Annotated in this window: 14 protein-coding genes and 3 pseudogenes; 9 read left to right on the top strand and 8 right to left on the bottom strand. The window is 56.9% G+C overall.

All coding sequences use genetic code 11. From position 1 onward, the window contains the following. Positions 1–422 precede the first annotated feature (422 nt). The 4 genes and pseudogenes from ASG19_RS13820 (at position 423) to ASG19_RS13810 (ending at position 3610) form a co-directional block, all read left to right on the top strand. Positions 423–1715, top strand: coding sequence for a c-type cytochrome (locus ASG19_RS13820; protein WP_062458268.1), 1293 nt, complete (start codon positions 423–425; stop codon positions 1713–1715). Positions 1716–2287: 572 nt separating this feature from the next. After that, complete coding sequence (locus tag ASG19_RS13815) at positions 2288–2590, top strand: hypothetical protein (RefSeq protein ID WP_062458265.1); 303 nt, start codon at positions 2288–2290, stop codon at positions 2588–2590. 573 nt (positions 2591–3163) lie between these two features. Further along, positions 3164–3280 (top strand): annotated as a pseudogene (locus tag ASG19_RS23925) (zinc-binding dehydrogenase); the annotation flags it as partial. Next, positions 3269–3610 carry an antibiotic biosynthesis monooxygenase gene (locus ASG19_RS13810; protein ID WP_244476217.1) on the top strand — a complete coding sequence of 114 codons (342 nt, stop codon included), beginning with the start codon at positions 3269–3271 and terminating at the stop codon, positions 3608–3610. The pseudogene ASG19_RS23925 and the gene ASG19_RS13810, both read left to right, overlap by 12 nt. Positions 3611–3694: 84 nt before the next feature. Here the strand turns inward: ASG19_RS13810 and ASG19_RS13805 are convergent, their stop codons facing one another. The 3 genes from ASG19_RS13805 to ASG19_RS13795 all read right to left on the bottom strand — a co-directional run bounded on the left by ASG19_RS13805 (position 3695) and on the right by ASG19_RS13795 (position 5647). Beyond that, positions 3695–3895: a hypothetical protein gene (locus ASG19_RS13805; RefSeq protein WP_348271492.1), complete on the bottom strand. Its 201-nt coding sequence runs from the start codon at positions 3893–3895 to the stop codon at positions 3695–3697. 167 nt (positions 3896–4062) lie between these two features. After that, a complete protein-coding gene (locus ASG19_RS13800; RefSeq protein WP_062458262.1) occupies positions 4063–4644 on the bottom strand; it encodes a hemerythrin domain-containing protein in 582 nt (193 codons plus the stop codon). Between the two features lie 277 nt (positions 4645–4921). Further along, positions 4922–5647, bottom strand: coding sequence for an SDR family oxidoreductase (locus ASG19_RS13795; protein WP_200933903.1), 726 nt, complete (start codon positions 5645–5647; stop codon positions 4922–4924). 47 nt (positions 5648–5694) lie between these two features. On the opposite strand from ASG19_RS13795, the gene ASG19_RS13790 reads away from it, so the two are divergent. Further along, positions 5695–6660, top strand: a complete 966-nt coding sequence (locus ASG19_RS13790) for a LysR family transcriptional regulator (protein WP_348271491.1) — start codon at positions 5695–5697, stop codon at positions 6658–6660. 1845 nt (positions 6661–8505) lie between these two features. Here the strand turns inward: ASG19_RS13790 and ASG19_RS13775 are convergent. Continuing rightward, positions 8506–9402 (bottom strand): LysR family transcriptional regulator, encoded by an 897-nt coding sequence (locus tag ASG19_RS13775; RefSeq protein WP_062458250.1) that lies wholly within the window; start codon positions 9400–9402, stop codon positions 8506–8508. A gap of 105 nt (positions 9403–9507) precedes the next feature. Between ASG19_RS13775 and ASG19_RS13770 the strand changes: the two genes are divergently transcribed. The 4 genes from ASG19_RS13770 to ASG19_RS13755 all read left to right on the top strand — a co-directional run bounded on the left by ASG19_RS13770 (position 9508) and on the right by ASG19_RS13755 (position 12083). Beyond that, positions 9508–10191, top strand: coding sequence for a DsbA family protein (locus tag ASG19_RS13770; RefSeq protein WP_062458247.1), 684 nt, complete (start codon positions 9508–9510; stop codon positions 10189–10191). Between the two features lie 14 nt (positions 10192–10205). Next, positions 10206–10694 carry a heme-binding protein gene (locus ASG19_RS13765; RefSeq protein WP_062458244.1) on the top strand — a complete coding sequence of 163 codons (489 nt, stop codon included), beginning with the start codon at positions 10206–10208 and terminating at the stop codon, positions 10692–10694. A 91-nt stretch (positions 10695–10785) separates the two neighbouring features. Further along, positions 10786–11682, top strand: coding sequence for an MBL fold metallo-hydrolase (locus tag ASG19_RS13760; RefSeq protein WP_200933902.1), 897 nt, complete (start codon positions 10786–10788; stop codon positions 11680–11682). A gap of 5 nt (positions 11683–11687) precedes the next feature. Next, on the top strand, positions 11688–12083 hold the full coding sequence (locus ASG19_RS13755) for a nuclear transport factor 2 family protein (RefSeq protein WP_062460338.1): 396 nt from the start codon (positions 11688–11690) through the stop codon (positions 12081–12083). A gap of 2606 nt (positions 12084–14689) precedes the next feature. Here the strand turns inward: ASG19_RS13755 and ASG19_RS13735 are convergent. The 4 genes and pseudogenes from ASG19_RS13735 to ASG19_RS13710 form a co-directional block, all read right to left on the bottom strand. Then, complete coding sequence (locus ASG19_RS13735; protein WP_062458226.1) at positions 14690–14971, bottom strand: SMI1/KNR4 family protein; 282 nt, start codon at positions 14969–14971, stop codon at positions 14690–14692. Between the two features lie 540 nt (positions 14972–15511). Then, positions 15512–16552: pseudogene (locus ASG19_RS24470) on the bottom strand (alpha/beta fold hydrolase). 1472 nt (positions 16553–18024) lie between these two features. Next, positions 18025–18102 (bottom strand): annotated as a pseudogene (locus tag ASG19_RS24465) (DUF6500 family protein); the annotation flags it as partial. A 331-nt stretch (positions 18103–18433) separates the two neighbouring features. Continuing rightward, complete coding sequence (locus tag ASG19_RS13710; protein ID WP_062458210.1) at positions 18434–19717, bottom strand: hypothetical protein; 1284 nt, start codon at positions 19715–19717, stop codon at positions 18434–18436. Positions 19718–19916: the final 199 nt, after the last annotated feature.

The raw sequence follows: 19916 nt of genomic DNA, 5'->3' as shown, positions 1-19916 counted from the left end.
TTTTGCAAGAAAACAGGAAGTAGTTAAGGCCTTATACATCCAGGCAAGGCAACACGGTCGACCTCCTCCTCCCATCGACCAGCCTGACCGCGAAGGTGCGGTCACCGCCCTCCAGTCGTAGTCCATCCGCCGTGGCTGCGACTCTGCGATCCCTGCTCCTGGCTCCCCTCCCAGACAGAGCAGGGATCGCTCCCCTTCGCGGCACCAAGGCGGCGCCACTTATGTGAAGCATCAATTCAGGGATTTACGCACCGCGGGTGCGGGATTGTGCAATCCAGCACCCGGAGAATCCCGTCCTCTCGATATTACGCGCCGGGCATTCCCGAGTTCGAAAGAACGAGGGGGTCGCCGGCTTGGCGAAGCGGTGGCGGGCGCATCTAGAGTGCGAGCGAAACGCCGCGTTGAGAACGAAAGGCAGGGCTATGGGACGCTGGCGGAAATACATCATCGGGATCTGTACAATCGCGGTCGTCGGCCTTATCGGCGCGGCCTGCTTCTTCTTCTGGCCTCATGGACTTCCGGACGTCCAGGCGAGCAAGGCCCAGCCGACAGGAGCCGAACTCGTCGCCCGAGGCGAGTATCTGACTGTCGCGGCGGACTGTGCCGCCTGTCACACAACAAAAGACGGCAAGCCTTTCGCTGGTGGACTGGCCTTCAAGCTTCCGTTCGGAACGATTTACTCTCCTAACATCACGCCCGACAAGACGAACGGGATCGGGGACTGGAGCGATGCCGAGTTCGTCAGGGCCATGCGTTCCGGTGTCGGCAGACATGGTGAGGATCTCTATCCCGCGTTCCCGTATACCTCGTATGCGCTCCTCTCGACCGACGACATCCTCGCCGTCCGGGCATACCTGACTACGCTCGCTGCGGTGTCGGAGCCCGCGCCGGAGAACGCTCTGGCATTTCCGTTCAACCAGAGGCCGCTGATGCGTGGATGGAAACTACTCTTCATGCCTCGGGCACCCTTCAAATCCGATCCCGACAAAGACAAGACTTGGAACGACGGCGCGTATCTCGTCGAAGCCTTGGCCCATTGCGGCGAATGTCACACGCCGCGCGGCCTCATGTTTCAAAGGAAGCAGGGTCTCGCTCTATCCGGAGGTGACGTGGACGGCTGGAAGGCCTGGAACATCACTTCCGACAAGGAATACGGACTTGGCGACTGGAGCGACGAGCAGATCGCGGACATGCTTTCTGCGGGGCACGCCAAAGACCGCGGCGTAGCCGCGGGACCGATGCGCGAGGCCATCGATCTCAGCCTCAGCAAGCTGCCCAAATCCGATATCGACGCCATCGTCGCGTATCTCCGAACGGTTCCGGCGGTAACGGGAGAACCCGATCACAAGGCCATCCGGCGTAAGGAAGATGAACTGACAGCGGGATCGACAGAGGCTTCCGCCGACACTCAACCAGGTAAGCAAATCTACGCCGGAGCCTGCGCGAGCTGCCACGGATGGAATGGCGAAGGACAGTTCAATCCGCGAGCCGCGATCCTCGGCGGTCACGCCCTCAGCGATCCAACGGCCAGCAACGTGGTGAGGGTAGTTCTTCAGGGCTCTTCCGACCACGAGGCAGCTCCCGGAAAGACTATGCCTTCGTTTGCAAAAATATATTCTGACGAAGATGTGGCCTCACTGGCGAATTATGTCGTCGAGCACTTCAGCGGACGTAAGGGGACGGTCACCGCCGACCAGGTGTCGCAGGCGCGCTGATCGGAGAAAGAGCGGATTACGGGCGCGAACCGCATGGCCGGGCACTTCCACGTTGTCCGGCTTTCTTTCACGTCCTGAGTGATCTCGCGTAATTCGCTGGCCGCGTGAACGGAGTTAAGAATTGAGCGGCCATCCCATCGGTGATTGCGAAGCTGCCGTTCCAAGAGCTCGTTTGTGTTCGTATATCAGCTGCGCTCATGCATCTGTGGAACTGAGATCAGCTGCTTGAGGAGCCGGAATGGGACCTTTGGCGTCGGCTCGTCCTGTCTTCGGATCGGCGTCCGTCACGCCATCGGGGATTGGCGCTTATTATCCATGTTGGCCAGCTATGTTCGCGGGTCAACGACATCGGTCCGTGCAGTTCGTCGTCCACGCTCGATTCGTTCAAAGACTTCGGCGGAAGCTTTGCTGTGTGGAATTGAGATCATCGGCATGGTTGGTTCTTCTTCTGAATGAAGAGTTCGCAGATGCCGGGATGTTCGTCCAAGCAGCGGTCGTGATCCTGCCATGCTTTTTCGCATTCACCGACGCTACGCCGAGGCGTGAGTCTGAATGACATAAGGAGTTTTAATTTGTTCAAGACAACATTAGCCGCCTCGGTTGGCGTGCTTGCTTTCATCCAAGTCGCCAGCGCGTCCAGCGACAGCGCATGGAATGCCGTGTTCGCCAAGGCAAATGGCACCTGCATCGGCCAATCGCGAATGGTGTCTCCCGAAGCCACCGCGCCGGTAGTCTTCGACGATGCAGTGGGCAAAATTGCGATTCTTCTTCGTGAGAAGAGCGGCAAGTCGAACAAGGCGCTTAACCTTATCTGCCTGTATGACAAGAAATCCGGCAAGGCGTCCATCGCCGAGTACCAGTGGCTCGGACAGTAAGAAATGACGGCACGGTGATTCTATATCAACGCCTCCGGCCCGTCTGGATCTTGATCGACTATCCTGGATCACCGTCAGATCTATGCATCGCTTTCGCGATTGCTTCGAAGTACACCCAGTTCAGCGAAGGGGAGAAACTGTCGATGACTATGACTTCCCAGTCGAATTGACTGTGCCGATCAACTCAGCACTCGGTGATAGGCCAGGCTGGTCGATGAATGGTGACGGCAATTTGGCTACGTCGAGAAAAATATGGCGCGCATTCTGTCTCGCGAGGAAACGCCGCTATAATCGATAAGGCAGCGCGCACTTTGGCGCGAACCAGATCTTGCTTGGCCACACCGAGATCGGGAACGCCGTCAGTTATCGAAGTGTCGATATCCTCGAATGCTCTTAGAACTACCAGAGCATTACTCAGCTAAGAAACTCCGCCGCTTCGTGCAGGTCGGGGACGCGCATCTTCGCCTTAGCAGCTTTGCGCCGTCGTTTCAGACGTCGAGGTCATCACCTTGGGTCCCCGAAAGCGGACATGCCTCCACAGCGGTCTCGTGTCTCCTGTGCGCCCAATTCCGTCTGCGCGACTTGGGCGCGGATCAGTTCATCGACTACACTAAGACTTCCGCTGAGGCGCTCATACAAGACGTGGACCTTGTGGTCGATGCGGTCGGCGGCGCGAACATGGAGCGCTTTCCAGGGCCAATCGGACAGAATGTCATCATGCTTATCGTAACAGGGCACATGTATGTCGATCATCTTGAGTTGGCACAATTTCTCCGCGATCTGGATGTGCTTGCGTCTGCAACACGACAGCGTGCCGGCAACATTTCCTATGACGTCGCGGTGGCCGACCCGCAGGTCGGACGCTTGCTCATATCGGAGCGTTGGTCAGATCAATCCGCGCTCAGCGCTCACCTTGATGCCGCCGAGACCCTGGCGTTCGTTAGCCGCTGGCAGTTTCGGATGCGGGGCGATATTCGAAAGTACGATGCCTCGAACGAACGTGACGTCACGGAAATATAGGGTGGGTTGAGTCTGCTTTGGCCCGGTCACGGCCTTGTGCGCCGCCTTGCGCCAGGTGGGGTCATGGTGAGGCGCTGTGCAAGCTTAACAGGGCACCTCCGCGCCGTCGAAGTAGAAGCCGCCTGTTGGTCCGTTCTCATCCAGCGTCGCAAGCGACACGATGCTGTTTGCAGCCTGTTCAAACGTTCTGTAGCCGGAATGACCGTCGAAGTCGGTGGCGGTGTAGCCGGGATATGCCGCATTCACTTTCACGCCGGAGGCCGCAAGTTCCTTGGCAAAAGCCACGGTTATGGCGTTGAGAGCCGTTTTGAGCTGTTGTAGCCGAGGATTTTGACGCCGAAGAACTGATTGCTCGGATCGGAGAGCTGGCTGTCTCGTTAACGACACCTTTCTTTGAAAAATCTATCATTTCAGCACTTCAACGCTCAGAGGAGTCTCACTGAAGGGCGGCGTCAGATCGATCCGAGGTAATACCCGATAGCTTCCTCCAATTCGGTTTCCTCATAGCCGAAATGGGAGCGTACGATCTCTTCAAGTTTTCGGAATGTGTTGCCGGCCTGAATGAAATGTGCCTCCGAGGGGACTTCCGCCAATGCATCTGCCGCACGACTCAGGCGGATGATCAACTCATGGACGACCTCGTGCTCCGCCTTTAGCTTCGCCACAATCTCGCGAAACTTGCCAGCACTCGCTGCCTCAATCCGGGGAAACATGTCCGCGCTTTCAATGTCGTGGTGGAACTTGAGCACTTGGCATTCGCGGCCGCAAATCGATCCGAACGCTCGAAAATTCTCAGCCATATCGAGTGAAAGAACGAGCTGCTTTAGGTGCTCAGGTGGAGCGTCTTGCGCTTCGATCCTGGCGAGGATCGCGCCGACTTGACCCATTTCCCTCAGATGATGGCTGTGAATTGCGCCTAGTTGTCGGCCTTGGCGACGGTGTATGTCTGTTGCCTCGGGCACCGGCGGGGCTTTGGGTCGCGCAGCCTCGTCGACACTCAGTTCATCCAGCAGTTTGGTCGAAAGATCAGTCATGAAGCATGATATTGGCGTATCATAAGCCAAGTCAACGGCGTCCGCTCTGGGCCGAGCTCAGACAATGGCACCAGATGCTTTGATGGCCACTCTCGCCTTCGACACCCCAACATCGGACAATCCGCTTCCGGCCCCTTTACGGAAATCATTTCCGCTATGCGCCTTCATGTCGGACATTGAGGCCTAGCCCCGAAGGTACTCGAAAGCGGTCATGCCCCTATGACAGTGTCATGTCACCTGCGCGCCGAAAGCGGTCATGTTGAGACTTTGTGTAAGCTCACCAGGGCACCACCGCCCCGTCGAAGTAGAAGCCGCCTGTCGGTCCTTTCTCATCCAGGGTCGCAAGCCACACGATGCCGTTTGCAGCTTGTTCTACCGTTCTGTAGCCGGAATGACCGTTGAAGTCGGTTGCTGTGTAGCCTGGATCGGCCGCGTTCACTTTCACGCCGGAGGCCGCGAGTTCCTTGGCAAGAGCCACGGTTATGGCGTTGAGAGCCGTTTTGGAGCTGTTGTAGCCGAGGAAATTGACGCCGAAGAACTGATTGTCCGGGTCCGAGAGCCAGCCGAGGGAACCAAGGCCGCTGCTGACCATGACGACGGTTGCGTTCCCCGCCTTCTTGAGAAGGGGGAGAAAAGCCTGGGTCACCAGGATAGGTGCGAAGACGTTGGTCTCGTAAATGTGGCGGATGTCATTGATGGACTGCTGAGAGGGTGGGACCATCTGGCCGGGAATGCCAGCATTGTTGATGAGGACGTCCAGCTTGCCATCTTCTGTCTCCACGCGATCAGCCGCCTGCCTCACCGATGCCTCGTCAGTCACGTCAATGACAATAGACCTCGCCTCAACGCCTTCCGCAGACAGCAAGCGTAAAGCCTCTTCGCCGCGTGCGGCATCCCGGCTTCCAAGCCATACGCTGTAGCCCTTGTGTCCGAGCTGGCGCGCGGTTTCGAATCCGATGCTTTTGTTCGCACCTGTGATCAACACTGTTCTCTTGTGCATCATGTTTTCCTTTGTTATCGGCGGAAGCTGCCCGACTGACGAACAGATAGATGCTGAAATGGCTTTCGAAAACCACCCGATCAGTGCATATACTGATCGTCATGGCGAACAATGAAGACATATCCGGCTTTGATGACCTGGCAGTGTTTCTCGACATCTGCGACACCGGCGGCTTCCGGAAAACCGCGCAGCGGCTTGGGCTGTCGCCGTCTTCGGTCAGCGAACGCGTGAAGCGCCTGGAGCGGCAGGTTGGCGTCCCGTTGCTGACAAGGACTACGCGGAGCGTTTCACCAACGGATGCAGGCCGCTCGCTGGCGGAACGTCTTTTGCCGCTTTATTCTGAAGCTCGTGCTGCCATGAAAGATGCTGCAAGTTCTGAGCGCGAAGTGCGCGGCCTGCTGAAGCTCAACGTGACGGGAGCAGTCATGGTAGATATCCTGCCGCCGCTCGTTGGCCGCTTCCTTGAAGTGCATCCTGCCGTGCGCATGGAGTTCGTGGTCGAGGATAGACTTGTGGACGCCGTCGCCGCCGGATGTGACGCAGGCATCCGCTATGGCGAGCATCTCGCTCAAGACATGATAGCCGTACCGTTGGGTCCGCGCACGCAGCGGTGCGCACTCGCCGCAAGTCCATCGTATCTTGCAGGCCGAAGAAGGCCTCAGCATCCAAGCGATGTGCTTGAGCACGAGTGCATCCGACTTCGATTCTCCAGCGGGGCTTACGTGCTGTGGGAGTTCGAAAGGGAGGGCGAAGCACTCACGGTCGATCCACAGGGACGGCTGGTCGTGGGGGTGGATGCCGCCGCCGCCGCAATTGATTTCGCCCGATCCAGCCGTGGCCTGATCTATACGTTCGAAAACTGGTTACAGCCACACTTCGCCTCTGGCGACCTCGAACCAGTTCTGCCGGAATGGTGGACGACCTTCGACGGTCCCAGCCTGTATTTCTCCCGCAGGTTCATGCCCGCGCCGCTGAGAGCATTTATCGATTTTGTTGGCTCAGAAAGGAGAGATTAAGTCCAACGGACATCCGTAGTCTGCGTTGGTCCGACAGGCGACTGCCGCTTTGCGCCAAGAGCGGTCATTGCGTCTCATCACTGCACTGCGTAATCTGCGAAACGCGTACGGAAGTCATCGATCTTGATCGACCCAAGCGGGGCTGGCAAAAGTCGTTTTGCCGCGGTTTGCGGCCGCACGGGATGAGTGCGTTCGACGCAGTAATGCAGGAGGTTTTCGTGCGCGCGATCGCCATTATTATCGCCACGGTGGTGTCGATCTATGCTGGATCATCTGCTGCCGCTCCCGTGGAAATGACGGTCGACCGTCTCATCAGCATCTGTATGGCTTCCGACATCCAGGACGTGTCCGCCAATGGCGACGAGCTCGGATGGCAGCGCATGTCCGAGGCGGATACGTCGGAATGGCGTTCGGCGTTCCAGGGATACAATGGAGGATCGGTCGAGGTGGTCGGCTGGAAGCGCGAACAGTCCGACAGCACGGATTCGCTGTCGTTCTGGATCGCCGTCGGGCCCAGTGGTCATCAGGCGTGCACATACTCCACGGATCACCCTGCGGGCCTTCTTGACGCGCTGAAAGCCCGGCTCGGTTCTCCGGACGATTTCGAGAAGATGGAGGAGATCGAAAGCACAACCGCCTTCTGGAATAAGGNGCGGGCCTTCTTGACGCGCTGAAAGCCCGGCTCGGTTCTCCGGACGATTTCGAGAAGATGGAGGAGATCGAAAGCACAACCGCCTTCTGGAATAAGGAAGGGATAGAGTACGCTTTCTCGCAGACAGGATCGTCCGCGATGATCCAGATCAGCAAGGGTCGATGATGGCTACGGTCACACGATTAACCTGCTAACTGTCGGGCAGGCTTCGGAAGTCGTGTCCTATAGGCATGGTGCCCGCGATCCTCGACAACTCGGGGCTTTGCTCCCGTTGCGCTACCTGCAGGTTCCGTCTAGCCTTTCGAAAGCAAGACAATCCTCTGAGGTCAAATCCATTGAACCCGATCGACGTTATAATCGACGTGANCCGTTGCGCTACCTGCAGGTTCCGTCTAGCCTTTCGAAAGCAAGACAATCCTCTGAGGTCAAATCCATTGAACCCGATCGACGTTATAATCGACGTGATATGGCGGTCTATAGAGCGCCGGAATCGCAAGGAYTGGATGGTGTTGTTGGGAGGAATCCTTATTCTTAGCCTGGTCGGACTGAGCCTATTCCTGCAGTTCCGCTAACAGTAACAGCCGCACGCGACGACAACGTTCGCAATGGCCAGAAGGCGTCTTCCGCTTCGCGCCANGGTCGGACTGAGCCTATTCCTGCAGTTCCGCTAACAGTAACAGCCGCACGCGACGACAACGTTCGCAATGGCCAGAAGGCGTCTTCCGCTTCGCGCCACACGCAGACAAGGACCCGCTGTAACCCGATGCTGCCTTCATCCTTATCTTTGTCGGGCTTTGGCCACGGAGATGCACACCACGGCAAAAATCGGTATTCCCAGCAAAAGAATGCTCCAGGGGAAAAGTGCGATCAGGAATGCAGTAAGACTTCCTACACAGGCAATAGCTGCAATAATCACGAGTGTCGTAACGGCTGTATCTCTCATTCTCGCCCAGCCCAATCTACCGGAGGTCACATAGTATCGGCAAAATGGCAATGTTGCCACCGCTCCGACCGCTTTGCGCCTTCAATCCGAACGTTAAAGTCATCACGTCGTGCGCCTGAAAGCGGGCATGCCGCCAGGCGAAAGCTGGTGCAGAAGCTCATCGAGGCAACCGGCTTCTTTTCGATTGATCTCGGTTCGCTGGATGATGGCGGCCGGCTCGATGTGCCCTGCACAGTTCGCTAGAACAGTTCTATCCTTTGACGGCACTGGCTAGCATGTCGACAAAGGCTGTGACTTTTGGGGGCCTGAAGCGGGCGGCCGGATAAACCGTGTATATGCCGCCGGGCGGCAGATGCCACGCTGGCAGAACTGCGATCAGGCTCCCGCTCGACATCTCTCCAATCGTCAGAAAGTCCGGCAGGACTGAAATCCCACCCCCATACCGTACAGCCTCCATCACCGCCGGTGTGGTGTTGATGGCGATACCCGACTGGAATCTCACGATGCGAGTTCCCCGATCGTCATGGGTGAAGGTCCATTCCAGGGGCTCCCGCAGCGCGGCATTGGCGACGAACGGTAGGGCCGGGAGATCCTTGGGATCTCGCAACTGTGCTATCCGATCGCCGAACTGAGGTGACCCGACCAGGAGTTGCTTGAACGAACCGATCCGTCGGGCTTGCAAGCTCGAATCCGCCAGCCAGCCCACTCGGATGGCAAGATCCATGTTGTCGGCAATAAGATCGACCGACTTGTCGCTGAGATTGAGTTCGACCTTGCAATCCGGGTAGCGAGCAGTGAAGGCCGCGACAATCGGAACCACGACGGACGTGCCATAATCAAAGGATGCGGTGATCCTGAGAAGCCCCTTCGGATCGGTCCTGGCTTCGGCCAATTCGCTGAATGCGTCTTCAGTCTCACGCAGGATTGAAACACACCTTGCATGGAATATCCGCCCCGCTTCGGTTGGCTGTAGTCGGCGCGTTGTTCTCATCAACAACGTGGTGCCGACCTCCTTTTCCAATCTGGCAACCTGCTGGCTGACGACAGCTTTTGTGATGCCGAGATGCTCAGCCGCCTTGGTGAAGGACCCCGCATCGACGACAGCGGCAAAATAGACGAGGCGGTTGAGGTTGGCCATTTCCTGCATGTAGGGCTCCTGTCGATTGTAAGCCTATAGCATACATTCTGTCATTTTTGCCGATCTTTTTGTTTCAATGCGACCATGTCATTTTTGCTGCACAAGGAGCAAGACATGAGCGACAAGGTTCACATCACCTATCTTTTCGACCCTCTCTGCGGATGGTGCTACGGCGCTTCCGGTATCAAGAGAGAACTGTCATCGCGACCGGAGATAGCGGTTGAAATGACGCCGACGGGTTTGTTTTCCGGTCGTGGTGCACGGCAACTGGATGCCCAGTTTGCAGCCTTCGCCTGGTCAAACGACCTGCGCATCGCAGCGCTTACTGGCCGAACCTTCACCGAGGAGTATCGTGAACAGGTTCTTTGCAAACATGGTGGCATGCTCGACTCCGTGCCGGCCACGCTGGCGCTGACAGCCGTTTCTCTGACCGCGCCTGAAACCGAGTTGGATGCCCTTAGGCTAATCCAGGAGGCTCGCTATATCCGGGGTCTCGACGTTACCGAGAACCTTGTCCTCATCGACACTTTAAAGAACGCCGGTTTCGGCGCAGCCGCCGCTCTTTTGAGAGCATCGGACGAAGGCCTGCTCGAAGCCAATCATCGGAGACTTGTCTCAGCGCGTGCGCTCAAGGACCAGTTCCGGGTGGACGGTGTTCCGGCTCTTATCGTGGACGACGGGGAAATTCGCCGCCCGCTTGGGGCGAGCGGCCTGTTTGGCGATCCGGATTTGCTGTCGACGCTTCTTCGGCCGCGTGTATCTGCCGTCGCGGCCACCCGTTCACACCCCAATCCATAAGAGAGGACTGACAGATGACACCCAGGAATTTTACACCTGTCTTGCTTGCTTCGGCGCTTCTGGGTCTGACCATGTCGACTGCCCGCTTTGCACAGAGCATTCCGTCCTACGGAGCTCCAATTACGGTCGAGCAGGCCAAACGGGCCGCGGAAGCCGCCGTCGCTGAAATGCGCAAGCTCAATCTGGACATGACGATTGCGATCGTCGATTCGGGCAGCAACCTCGTCTATCTCGAACGCTCCAATCAGGCCGGTATCGGCACAATCGACGCGGCCATCGGCAAGGCAAAGGCCGCCAATGATATCAAGACACCGACAAAGGTGATCGGGGACATGATCCTCAAGCATGGCCAAAGCAATCTCTTAGGCGTGCCGGGTTCCTTCCCCGTTGAAGGCGGGTTCCCGATCATCGTGGAGAACAAGGTCATCGGTGCGATCGGTTCGAGCGGTGGCATGCCGGTCGACGACGGCACCGTTGCCAATGCAGGCGCCAAAGGACTGTAGCCCTGACGCTGACATCCACGCTCGCCGATTCTGCCCCTTCAGGGTGCGGCATCGGCCCCTTCCACTCGCCCATCAAAATAGGAGACACCCCATGTTCACCAGGAGAACCATCATGAAAACCACTGTTGCCGCTGGCGCTGCCGCAGTCTTTGCCTCCGCAGGCCTCGGCCACGCCGCAGGAAGCCTCACCTGGCAACATTTCCCCGCTGGTCAGAACGGCTTCTTTCGCGCACCCGTTCTGATCTCTGGAGTAACCGAAGCTGTCCTGATCGATGGTGGCTTCACGCTCTCTGACGGCCAGGCTGTCGCCGAGGCCATCAAGGCAACCGGCAAGACGCTGACCACGATCTTTGTCAGCCAAAGCGATCCGGACTATTACTTTGGTCTTGGCCCGATAAAGGCAGCATTTCCAGATGCCAAGGTGATCGCCGCCACGGCCACCGTGTCTGCCATCAACGGCAATGTTGAAAAGAAGCTCGCAACTTGGGGACCCCAGCTCAAGGACAACGGTCCGCAGACCCTGGCCGACGTGGTCCTGCCGGAGGCCTTTGACGGAAAGACGCTTACAGTGGACGGCGAAATCATTGAGATCGTTGATGCGGATGGTCTGGCCAATCGTCGCTATCTCTTCGTGCCGTCCCTGAATGCGGTCTTCGGTGGCGTTTTGATTTTCAACGGTGTTCATGTGTGGACTGCGGACACCGCCAGCGCAGAGCTTCGGGCAGCATGGGTGAAGACCCTTGATGCGATGGCTGCACGCGCACCGTCGATTGTCGTTGCCGGTCATATGACACCCGAGGCCAAGACCGATGTCAGCGGCATCGAGCACACCAAGGCCTATCTGCTCGCTTTCGAGGAAGAGCTGGCCAAGGCGAAGGACTCCGCTTCGCTCAAGGCTGCCATGGAAGCGCGCTTCCCGGGCCTTGGCATGGGTGTCGCGCTGGACATCGGCTCCAGGGTCGCGACCGGCGAAATGAAGTGGGGCTGATCGCCATGGGTGCCAATCTCGATCTGATCCGTGCCACGTATGAGGGCTCGTCAGAAGAGAATGGCCGCAATCTGCTTGCGGCCCTTGCTGCCGATGCGACCTGGACGGAGGCCGAGGGTTTTCCCTATGCCGGCACCTATGTCGGACCGGACGCCATTGTCGCTGGTGTCTTTCGGCGACTTGGTACTGAGTGGATCGGCTATCGCGCTGAAGTGCATACGTTCATGGAAGACGGCGACCGCGTGGCCGCCTTCGGGATCTATCACGGCACCTACAAAGGGACCGGGAAGTCCATGACGGCGAGCTTTGCCCATCTCTACGAGGTCCGTGGTGGCAAGATCGCCAGCATGGTGCAGTATGTTGACAGCCAGATGGTGTCGCAGGCCCTGCGCGCCGACTAAAATTCGCCAGGTATCTCGGCACGGTTCAGGACTGTGCCGAGATTGTTGTCAGTGAATGAAATGCAAATCACCAGGTCTTAATGGCGAGCCCGAAAGACTCCCCGACGGGATCCGATCTGGTTGAATACCGGAAAAGCATAATCAACGTTTCGTGCTGTTCGCTGGCGACGAATTCCCAAACATCAACGTCGCGGCTCTTGCACCTAAAGCCCCTAGAGGTCTTATGATGCCGCCGAATCGGGATGGATTGGTGAACTCAAGCGTTCTCACCGGATCGTGTAGACAGGCTTAACGGAGAGGTAACGTCCATCGGTAGAATGGGCGGGCTAACTCCACTTGCACCAGGGCAGCAGAACCGCGGCATGACTTCCAACTTTGCAATCTCCCGGACTCTGAACCCTGTTCGCGCGTTTATCCAAACAGGCTTGAATCTGCTCTCGGCTACACGGGCGAGGCTCTCATGGTCCATGGTGCCTGCTCGTCCTCCGGATGCTACGCACTCACCGACCAGGGTGTTGGTGAAATCTACGCGGTGGTTTCAAAGGGGATAAACAAGAAGCGCCGAGCCTCAACACTCGTCAACGGAAGCAGTCTCCGTAGTATGGCTTCCAACGATCCGGCAACGCGCTGCTCATGAAGGAGCGTGCCGCGCGGTTCCTGTAGAGGTCTCTGCCAATCCAAGAATGCTGATTTTAAGACTTCTGCGGGACACTGGAGGAAACCAATTGTGTCTGTCACGGGGACCAAGCGGTTTTCGAGAAGGCCAATCATACGTTCCACCCCATGACAGCGTTCTCCGCCATCTTGCCAATTTCAGCAAGGCTGCAATCCACCCTTCGCCGACACCAACGAAGCCCTTGCCTATGTCGACCGAGAACGCGCAAAAGCCAAGGTCGGGGTGACCCTGGGTCGTTCGGCTGATCGTCGCGTTTAACTTCACGGCGCGGCTCCGACGGTAAGGGAATCCGGCAAGGGAGCAATGACCGCTGTTGGCGCGAAGCGGAAGACGCCTTCTGGCCATTGCGAACGTTGTCGTCGCGTGCGGCTGTTACTGTTAGCGGAACTGCAGGAATAGGCTCAGTCCGACCNATCACGTCGATTATAACGTCGATCGGGTTCAATGGATTTGACCTCAGAGGATTGTCTTGCTTTCGAAAGGCTAGACGGAACCTGCAGGTAGCGCAACGGCAGCAAAGTCCCGAGTTGTCGAGGATCGCGGCACCATGCCTATAGGACACGACTTCCGAAGCCTGCCCGACAGTTAGCAGGTTAATCGTGTGACCGTAGCCATGATCGACCCTTGCTGATCTGGATCATCGCGGACGATCCTGTCTGCGAGAAAGCGTACTCTATCCCTTCTTTATTCCAGAAGGCGGTTGTGCTTTCGATCTCCTCCATCTTCTCGAAATCGTCCGGAGAACCGAGCCGGGCTTTCAGCGCGTCAAGAAGGCCCGCAGGGTGATCCGTGGAGTATGTGCACGCCTGATGACCACTGGGCCCAACGGCGATCCAGAACGACAGCGAATCCGTGCTGTCGGACTGTTCGCGTTTCCAGCCGACAACCTCGACCGATCCTCCATTGTATCCCTGGAACGCCGAACGCCATTCCGACGTATCCGCCTCGGACATGCGCTGCCATCCGAGCTCGTCGCCCGTGGCGGACACGTCCTGGATGTCGGAAGCCATACAGATGCTGATGAGACGGTCGACCGTCATTTCCACGGGAGCGGCAGCAGATGATCCAGCATAGATCGACACCACCGCGGCACGAAAACGCTCGCGAATGACGCCGGAAAGCGCCCCGANCACGTCCTGGATGTCGGAAGCCATACAGATGCTGATGAGACGGTCGACCGTCATTTCCACGGGAGCGGCAGCAGATGATCCAGCATAGATCGACACCACTGTGGCGATAATAATGGCGATCGCGCGCACGAAAACCTCCTGCATTACTGCGTCGAACGCACTCTTCTTGTGCGGCCGCAAACCGCGGCAAAACGACTTTTGCCAGCCCCTCTTGGGTCGATCAATATCGATGACTTCCGTACGCGTTTCGCAGATTACGCAGTGCAGTGATGAGACGCAATGACCGCTCTTGGCGCAAAGCAGGCAATCTCCTTACCCCTAAGCCGACGTCGCTGGCCTCGGTACGGTTGCCGTAAGGCGGTAGAGGAAACCTCCCGCTGCTCCACCCGACGATGCGGCAACTATCATCAGCCCGGGGTGGAGTTCAGTCGAAAGTGTCGGCGCAAGCCACATGAGCGTCGCTAGGGCGAAAAGTCCAGCGAGCAACCCGGCTATTGCGAACGTCCTCTTCCTTTTTGCGCGAAACCGGTTCAATAACAGCAGTAAGACGGCAGCGTATGGCGAGATCACAAGAAGCAAAGGTATTAGCATCAGGCTTGTAAGCACCCACGCGGCCATGGGAGCGGCCCAACCACCCGGTGCACACACTATCAGGCAACTCACATACGTTCCTACGAGGTGAGCGATAGCTAGGCTACCTGCTGCATCAAGTACACGGGTCACAAACGACTTTGCAGCAGAGCTATGCTCATCTTTCATTTATTTCCTCAAAGAAAAGAGAGCCGCCGAAGTACCAGCGTTTAAATGGTCCCGCCATCGGGAAATTCGTCGTTCAGGAAAGCAGCAGCGTCGATAATTCCGTCCAACGACAGCAAAACGAAACTCCCCTCCAGGCCGACAGCGCCGGTCGGTTGGCCGTTTGCCAGGCAGTACAGGTTTCGCACAGCGGCGGGCAGTTTCAAACCAAGCCGGCGTTCGGTCGCTTCGATCTCATCCGCGGATGCCGGCTCGCTGAACGGCCGCTTTCGGTTCGGGTCTTGTTGTTCGATCCATTGCGCCACGATTTCGAAGCTGCGTTCCATCACCGGTCCTCTAAAAAAACGTCGCCTATGCAAAATAGGCGGCCTCATCTCTTCTGCAATGACCGCTCCTGGCGCGAAGACGACCAGGCGATGGGCAGTCTTAGGTCGAGGAACTCCCCGTTAGTAGGCGTAGCTAAACTCGATGCCAGCGAAGACCATGCTCACCGCCGCGAAAACAATCCCGGCTGGGAAGAGACTGGGAGTGACCGAGTAGTAACGCCGTGAATACAAGAAGGCAGACAACGGCATGATGAAATTCGCTGCGAGCTGCCATGATCTGAGGGTGGAGAAAATCCCGGTGAGGCCGGAAGCCGTCAGGACCAATGCGAGAAGCCACCCAGACACGAGCAGCACTGCACAGCCGCCAACTGCTGCGGAGAAGACAACGCCGTACTTTTTGCCAAGGCGTCGCAGCTCGGGTATCAAAAGTCCGACAGCTACTACGCTCGTCGCCAGGAATTGTGCCCACATCTCTCGAAGAGTAAACAGCTACCAGAGAGGTGACAATACCAGAGGTCGACCGCACTCGGCCCGAAGCGGTCACTGGGAAGAATGCTGCCTAATCCACGCATATAGGCGGGACCACATATCTTTCACATTTGCTGGGCTTTCAAAAACGTGTCCTTCGCCCCAGTAACGGACAAATTCGACGGGCTTTCCGAGAGTCCGCAACGCCGTGAACATTTCCTCTGCTTGGGTGATTGAGACATAATCCTGATCTCCGTGGATCAGCACGACGGGTGCCTCTATATCAACGGCAGAAAACAACGGACTGTTTCGGACATATCGTTCGAGTATCTCCCAAGGTGGCCGAGATAGCCCGAAAATACGGCTCATAGATGCGAGGCCGTCAGCATCAACCTATTCGCCATGTCTGAATCTAACGTCTGATATGCCGAATTCTGAGATCAGATTGGTGGGGGCTGCGGCAGCAACTGCGCTTTTGAATAAATCTGTTTGTGCGACGAGATGAAGCGCTGCCCATCCCCCAAGACTGTGTCCGGCAACGTGGAGCTGCTGTCGATCGGCAAAACCAGCTGTCACGGCCGCCTCAATCGCGGGGACTACAGTGCCCAGAAGCTCTTCCGAGAGTTCGCGACGTCCCCCAACCTCAGAGTCGGTTGGCATGTCTGGTATCAGAACGATGAAGCCTTCTGAGACCAGAGGATGCAGGTTCAAAGGACTTGGATCATTTCTCGCGTCTAGATGGTGGAGGTAGTCGAACGAAGTTTCGTAGCCGGGATAGACCCAAACTATGGTTGGTCTCGCCTCTCCCGGCTGATGATCATGTGGAAGGAGGCACCGCACATGAGCTGTCTGTCCGTCCATTGTTTGGAATGGAAGACGCCGGACGTTGGGAGGAGGCAGCGCAGCGAGATGGGTATCTGTTTCAAAGACAACCTGCCCTCTAGCACTGTCGATATGCCATAAGCGCGTACCGTCCGAGCTGCGGGCGAGGTAGATGTTGCTTGACGAGGTTTCTGAACTCGCAACCAAAATGCCTTCGGGTGGGGCTTTCGATCCTGGGCCGATGCATCGTGGCGGATATTCGATCGTTGGTCGATTTGCGAACGACTCCATGGCAGCCGATAGGCCGTCCTGTTTTGTGAAGCTTTCGGCTTCACCCGTAACTGTGTCTATCTCGACGTAAGTAATGATCGGCGGGCCGATGGCAGGGCTGTCGTCTCTCAGCCTGCTCGCCGTGGCCTGCTGCCCATCCCAAGCACGTTGCCAAACAGCCACCATGAACCTAGCTGCCCTTAGATCGATATCCATCCAGGTCGGAGGTACACCCTCTGGGAGGAGCTCGCATAAGATCTTCGTCGGTCCATTCCATGCGAAGACCCCGCGAGGCGATTCAATGCAGAGATTACGATCCGAGAGGATTGTAGCCAACCCTGTGGACACCTCAATCACTGCTGGCCGGACGAAGCTGCCGTCAGTTAGGGCTACCGCAACCATGGTGCTGTCAGGCGACCAGCATGGCGACATCGCTCCGCAGCCGACTGGAAGAGGGATTTCTTGAAGTTTCCGGGTCGCCAGCTCAATGACATAGAGGTCCGCTTCGCTACCGCCTAACGTGGGAGCGAAATGGCGTGTCGCTTTGCCCGTTGGTTTCGGTAATGCGAACACGAGATACCGCCCTGAGGGATCGATATCGAATGGATGGCCGCCGAGCGTTGGAAAATCATGCAGGGAAAGTAGATCGTCTAAGCTGAATCGACCGGACAATACCAAACCTATGCGTTTGCGCCTGCTATAAATAAACAGAGCATGGCAAGTTTATCAACGGTTGCCGTGACGGAGAGACCACCGCCTGCGGCAATGATCTCACCTTCCTTGCCTCATTTTTGATGTCGTGAGAGCTATCAGGTTACCGAGCATAGTAGAGAGTACGGCGAGAACTGGGACTAACGAAAGGAATGTCCATGGCAGCGACAATTCACCCATCAGGTAGAAAGGAAAGATAAGCGGAAAGAAAAGCGGGACTATAATCGCTAATATCTTGGCCCTAAGCCACCATGAGCTCTGTCAGCTACGACCCACCAAGCCCAGATTCGATACTCCCATCCGCCCGTCTCCTCCATTCTATGGAAAATTCAACGCCTCCATTACAATGAACCTGCGGGATCAACGACGCCACCACCGTGCCCGTCTTGTCGATGACCTCCAAAGTGCCAACCCAGATGGGGATGTTCGCCTGATATGAAAAACCTGATGCGCGCGGGGTGAGTTCAGCAAGCGGGGAAGTAAACTCCTTGTTGTTGTTGAAGCGCTTGAAAGCTGCCTCGCTGGCAGTGACTAACTCTGCAATCGGTTTAGTTGCACATTCTTGAGCGTCAGCTTCAGAGCATGCACCGATAACGACAAGTGATCCTAGCGCTAGCGCTCGTCGCATAAAGCTTCCTCTCATATCAACTTAGTTGAAGCTTCCATCACATAACCTGCCGCCCTGTAAATGCGGATGGCGCCTGTGATGCGTAGGGCGCCGTGGCTACTTAGGGCGCATTCGCCGCGAACTTGGTCTGCTATCGGCCCCAAGCGGTCATTGCCTATTGCCCGGACTTGATCATCTCACGAATTTTGACCGCTTTCTCGAAATGGTCTAGCGCATTGGTTTTGATCCACCACTCGGCAGCTGATCGGGAATAATACGCTTTTACGGAAGCCTTGCGTCAAAGGTATCTCCTATCGTCCGTGGTCATGGAGTAACTGGTTCAGGTCCCTCAAGGCGGTCGTCTGAAAACCGGTCACCCCCAGTGCGGACGCGGAAATTATTTCCGCATGTTGTCAATGAGTAGAGCTGTCGTCAGGCGGTCCAACTGCGTTGTTTCGGTTCGAATCCTGTCAAGACCGTCAGGTTCAGATCAAAGCCCAGCAATTTCCAGGTCTCGCTTCTGCACACAGTGTCCGAATATTGTTGTCTCTCAACATGATCCGGCCGCCCCAGATTACATAACTTCAGAGATCCAGAACCTCGAAATATCCGGCACCCTCCTCTGTAAGGAGCGGACGAGCATCTTTGAGGGGAACCGTCAGGAGATCGTCGGTGCAGGCGAATATGACGTGTGGCAGGCCCTGCAGGGTGAAAACGAGATTATCGGCGTTGAAGTAGACTGCGAGATTGCTCCGGATGAGGTCTTCATACCCACACCCTTTCTCCGTCTCGTCATCGAATTTCTCGCGGTTTTTAAGAATGAACTGGATCAGGCTCTCGCTCGGGCCAAAGCTTAGCAACGAGGGATCCGCGACCGTAGAAGGATCGACCACAGTTCCGTCTCCGTTGGTTGCGGTCCAGCCGCGCAGCAGGGTTTCCGGCACGAGTGCTTTGCCCGTTCGCGCATCGGCGAGACGATGATCCCCGAAATTACTGGGATGAGCGCCACCGCACCAATAGCTGCCACCCTCTGCAATACCGACCAGGCGCGAAGTCAGATGTTCAACCGTCACAGATCCACCGCCGTCATATCCGCTGGTACCTTCCGCATCCTGTCCCGACCAGCCGAAGCCAAGATAGGCTCTTGCCATGCAGGAAAAGGCGGACAAGGCAAGCTGCAGGCGCTGTTGCGCCAGGTAGCGGTTGATCGGTGCTGGATCGACTTTTCCAATCGAAAGGACAACCGGATAAGAAAGTCCGGTTCGGCTGTCTTCATCCATGCGGTAGCTTCTGTCGCCAAGATTGGTCGTGACGCCTTGTTTGAAAGGGCGATCCATCTTCAGGAAATCGTAGGGCAAGCTGTCTTTGCTCAGCACCATCGGCTGGTCGGTCCCGGTGAGCGCGTAGCTTGGGTCGAGAGCAGCGAGCAGGTCTGGTTCGCTATCGGAAATCGTCCGCTTGCCCTTCTTGACGAGCTTGACCTGCAGCGTCTTGCCACTCTCTTTGTCCCGCCATGTCCCCAAAAGTCGCTCGCCGCTGCCTTCGGTTTTCAAGTTCCATTCAGCGGCGATAGGCGCAACATCGATGACGTCACCATCGGCGGTTTTGCAAAGCTTTTCGGTACAAGACTTTTCTTCGAAAAGTAGCATGGCGTCAGGATCCTTAACCTTCATGCCATGCAAAGGGATGTCACCGCCTTTGGCAAGATAGGCATAGCGTCCGGCCCGCAAACCATCGGCACCCGGCGACGCCAATTCAAGGATGATTGGCAGAGACCCGATGGAGCCGACGTAGGTAACCGCCTCAGCCGAATGCGCAACACCGGTTCCGAAGGAAAAGACAATCAAAGCAGCAAGAGGAAGGCGCATGTCTGATCCACATCCGGTTGTGATCGTTCATCTTTAACGCCCACAGCCGCGGTTCGCCAGGGATATGATTGTTCCTAATAAGACGCTGATTGGTGTACGAACCCAAGATCTTGACTTCTGGGCCTGCATGTTGCCGTCGGTTCGGATTGGTTTGAGGCGGTTTGCAGGCTTGACATCGGAGCTACGGCAATCACACATG

Origin of the sequence: Rhizobium sp. Leaf306 (genome assembly GCF_001423425.1) — a bacterium.
GTDB lineage: Bacteria > Pseudomonadota > Alphaproteobacteria > Rhizobiales > Rhizobiaceae > Neorhizobium > Neorhizobium soli.
The sequence above is the reverse complement of the archived record's forward strand: the minus strand, read 5'-3'. Positions and strand labels throughout refer to the sequence as shown.

Coding starts and splice junctions, on each gene's coding strand:
- ASG19_RS13820 (WP_062458268.1), top strand. CDS start 423: ATGGGACGCTGGCGGAAATACATCATCGGGATCTGTACAATCGCGGTC.
- ASG19_RS13810 (WP_244476217.1), top strand. CDS start 3,269: ATGGAGCGCTTTCCAGGGCCAATCGGACAGAATGTCATCATGCTTATC.
- ASG19_RS13800 (WP_062458262.1), bottom strand. CDS start 4,644: ATGACTGATCTTTCGACCAAACTGCTGGATGAACTGAGTGTCGACGAG.
- ASG19_RS13795 (WP_200933903.1), bottom strand. CDS start 5,647: ATGATGCACAAGAGAACAGTGTTGATCACAGGTGCGAACAAAAGCATC.
- ASG19_RS13790 (WP_348271491.1), top strand. CDS start 5,695: ATGCTGAAATGGCTTTCGAAAACCACCCGATCAGTGCATATACTGATC.
- ASG19_RS13775 (WP_062458250.1), bottom strand. CDS start 9,402: ATGCAGGAAATGGCCAACCTCAACCGCCTCGTCTATTTTGCCGCTGTC.
- ASG19_RS13770 (WP_062458247.1), top strand. CDS start 9,508: ATGAGCGACAAGGTTCACATCACCTATCTTTTCGACCCTCTCTGCGGA.
- ASG19_RS13765 (WP_062458244.1), top strand. CDS start 10,206: ATGACACCCAGGAATTTTACACCTGTCTTGCTTGCTTCGGCGCTTCTG.
- ASG19_RS13760 (WP_200933902.1), top strand. CDS start 10,786: ATGTTCACCAGGAGAACCATCATGAAAACCACTGTTGCCGCTGGCGCT.
- ASG19_RS13755 (WP_062460338.1), top strand. CDS start 11,688: ATGGGTGCCAATCTCGATCTGATCCGTGCCACGTATGAGGGCTCGTCA.
- ASG19_RS13735 (WP_062458226.1), bottom strand. CDS start 14,971: ATGGAACGCAGCTTCGAAATCGTGGCGCAATGGATCGAACAACAAGAC.
- ASG19_RS13710 (WP_062458210.1), bottom strand. CDS start 19,717: ATGCGCCTTCCTCTTGCTGCTTTGATTGTCTTTTCCTTCGGAACCGGT.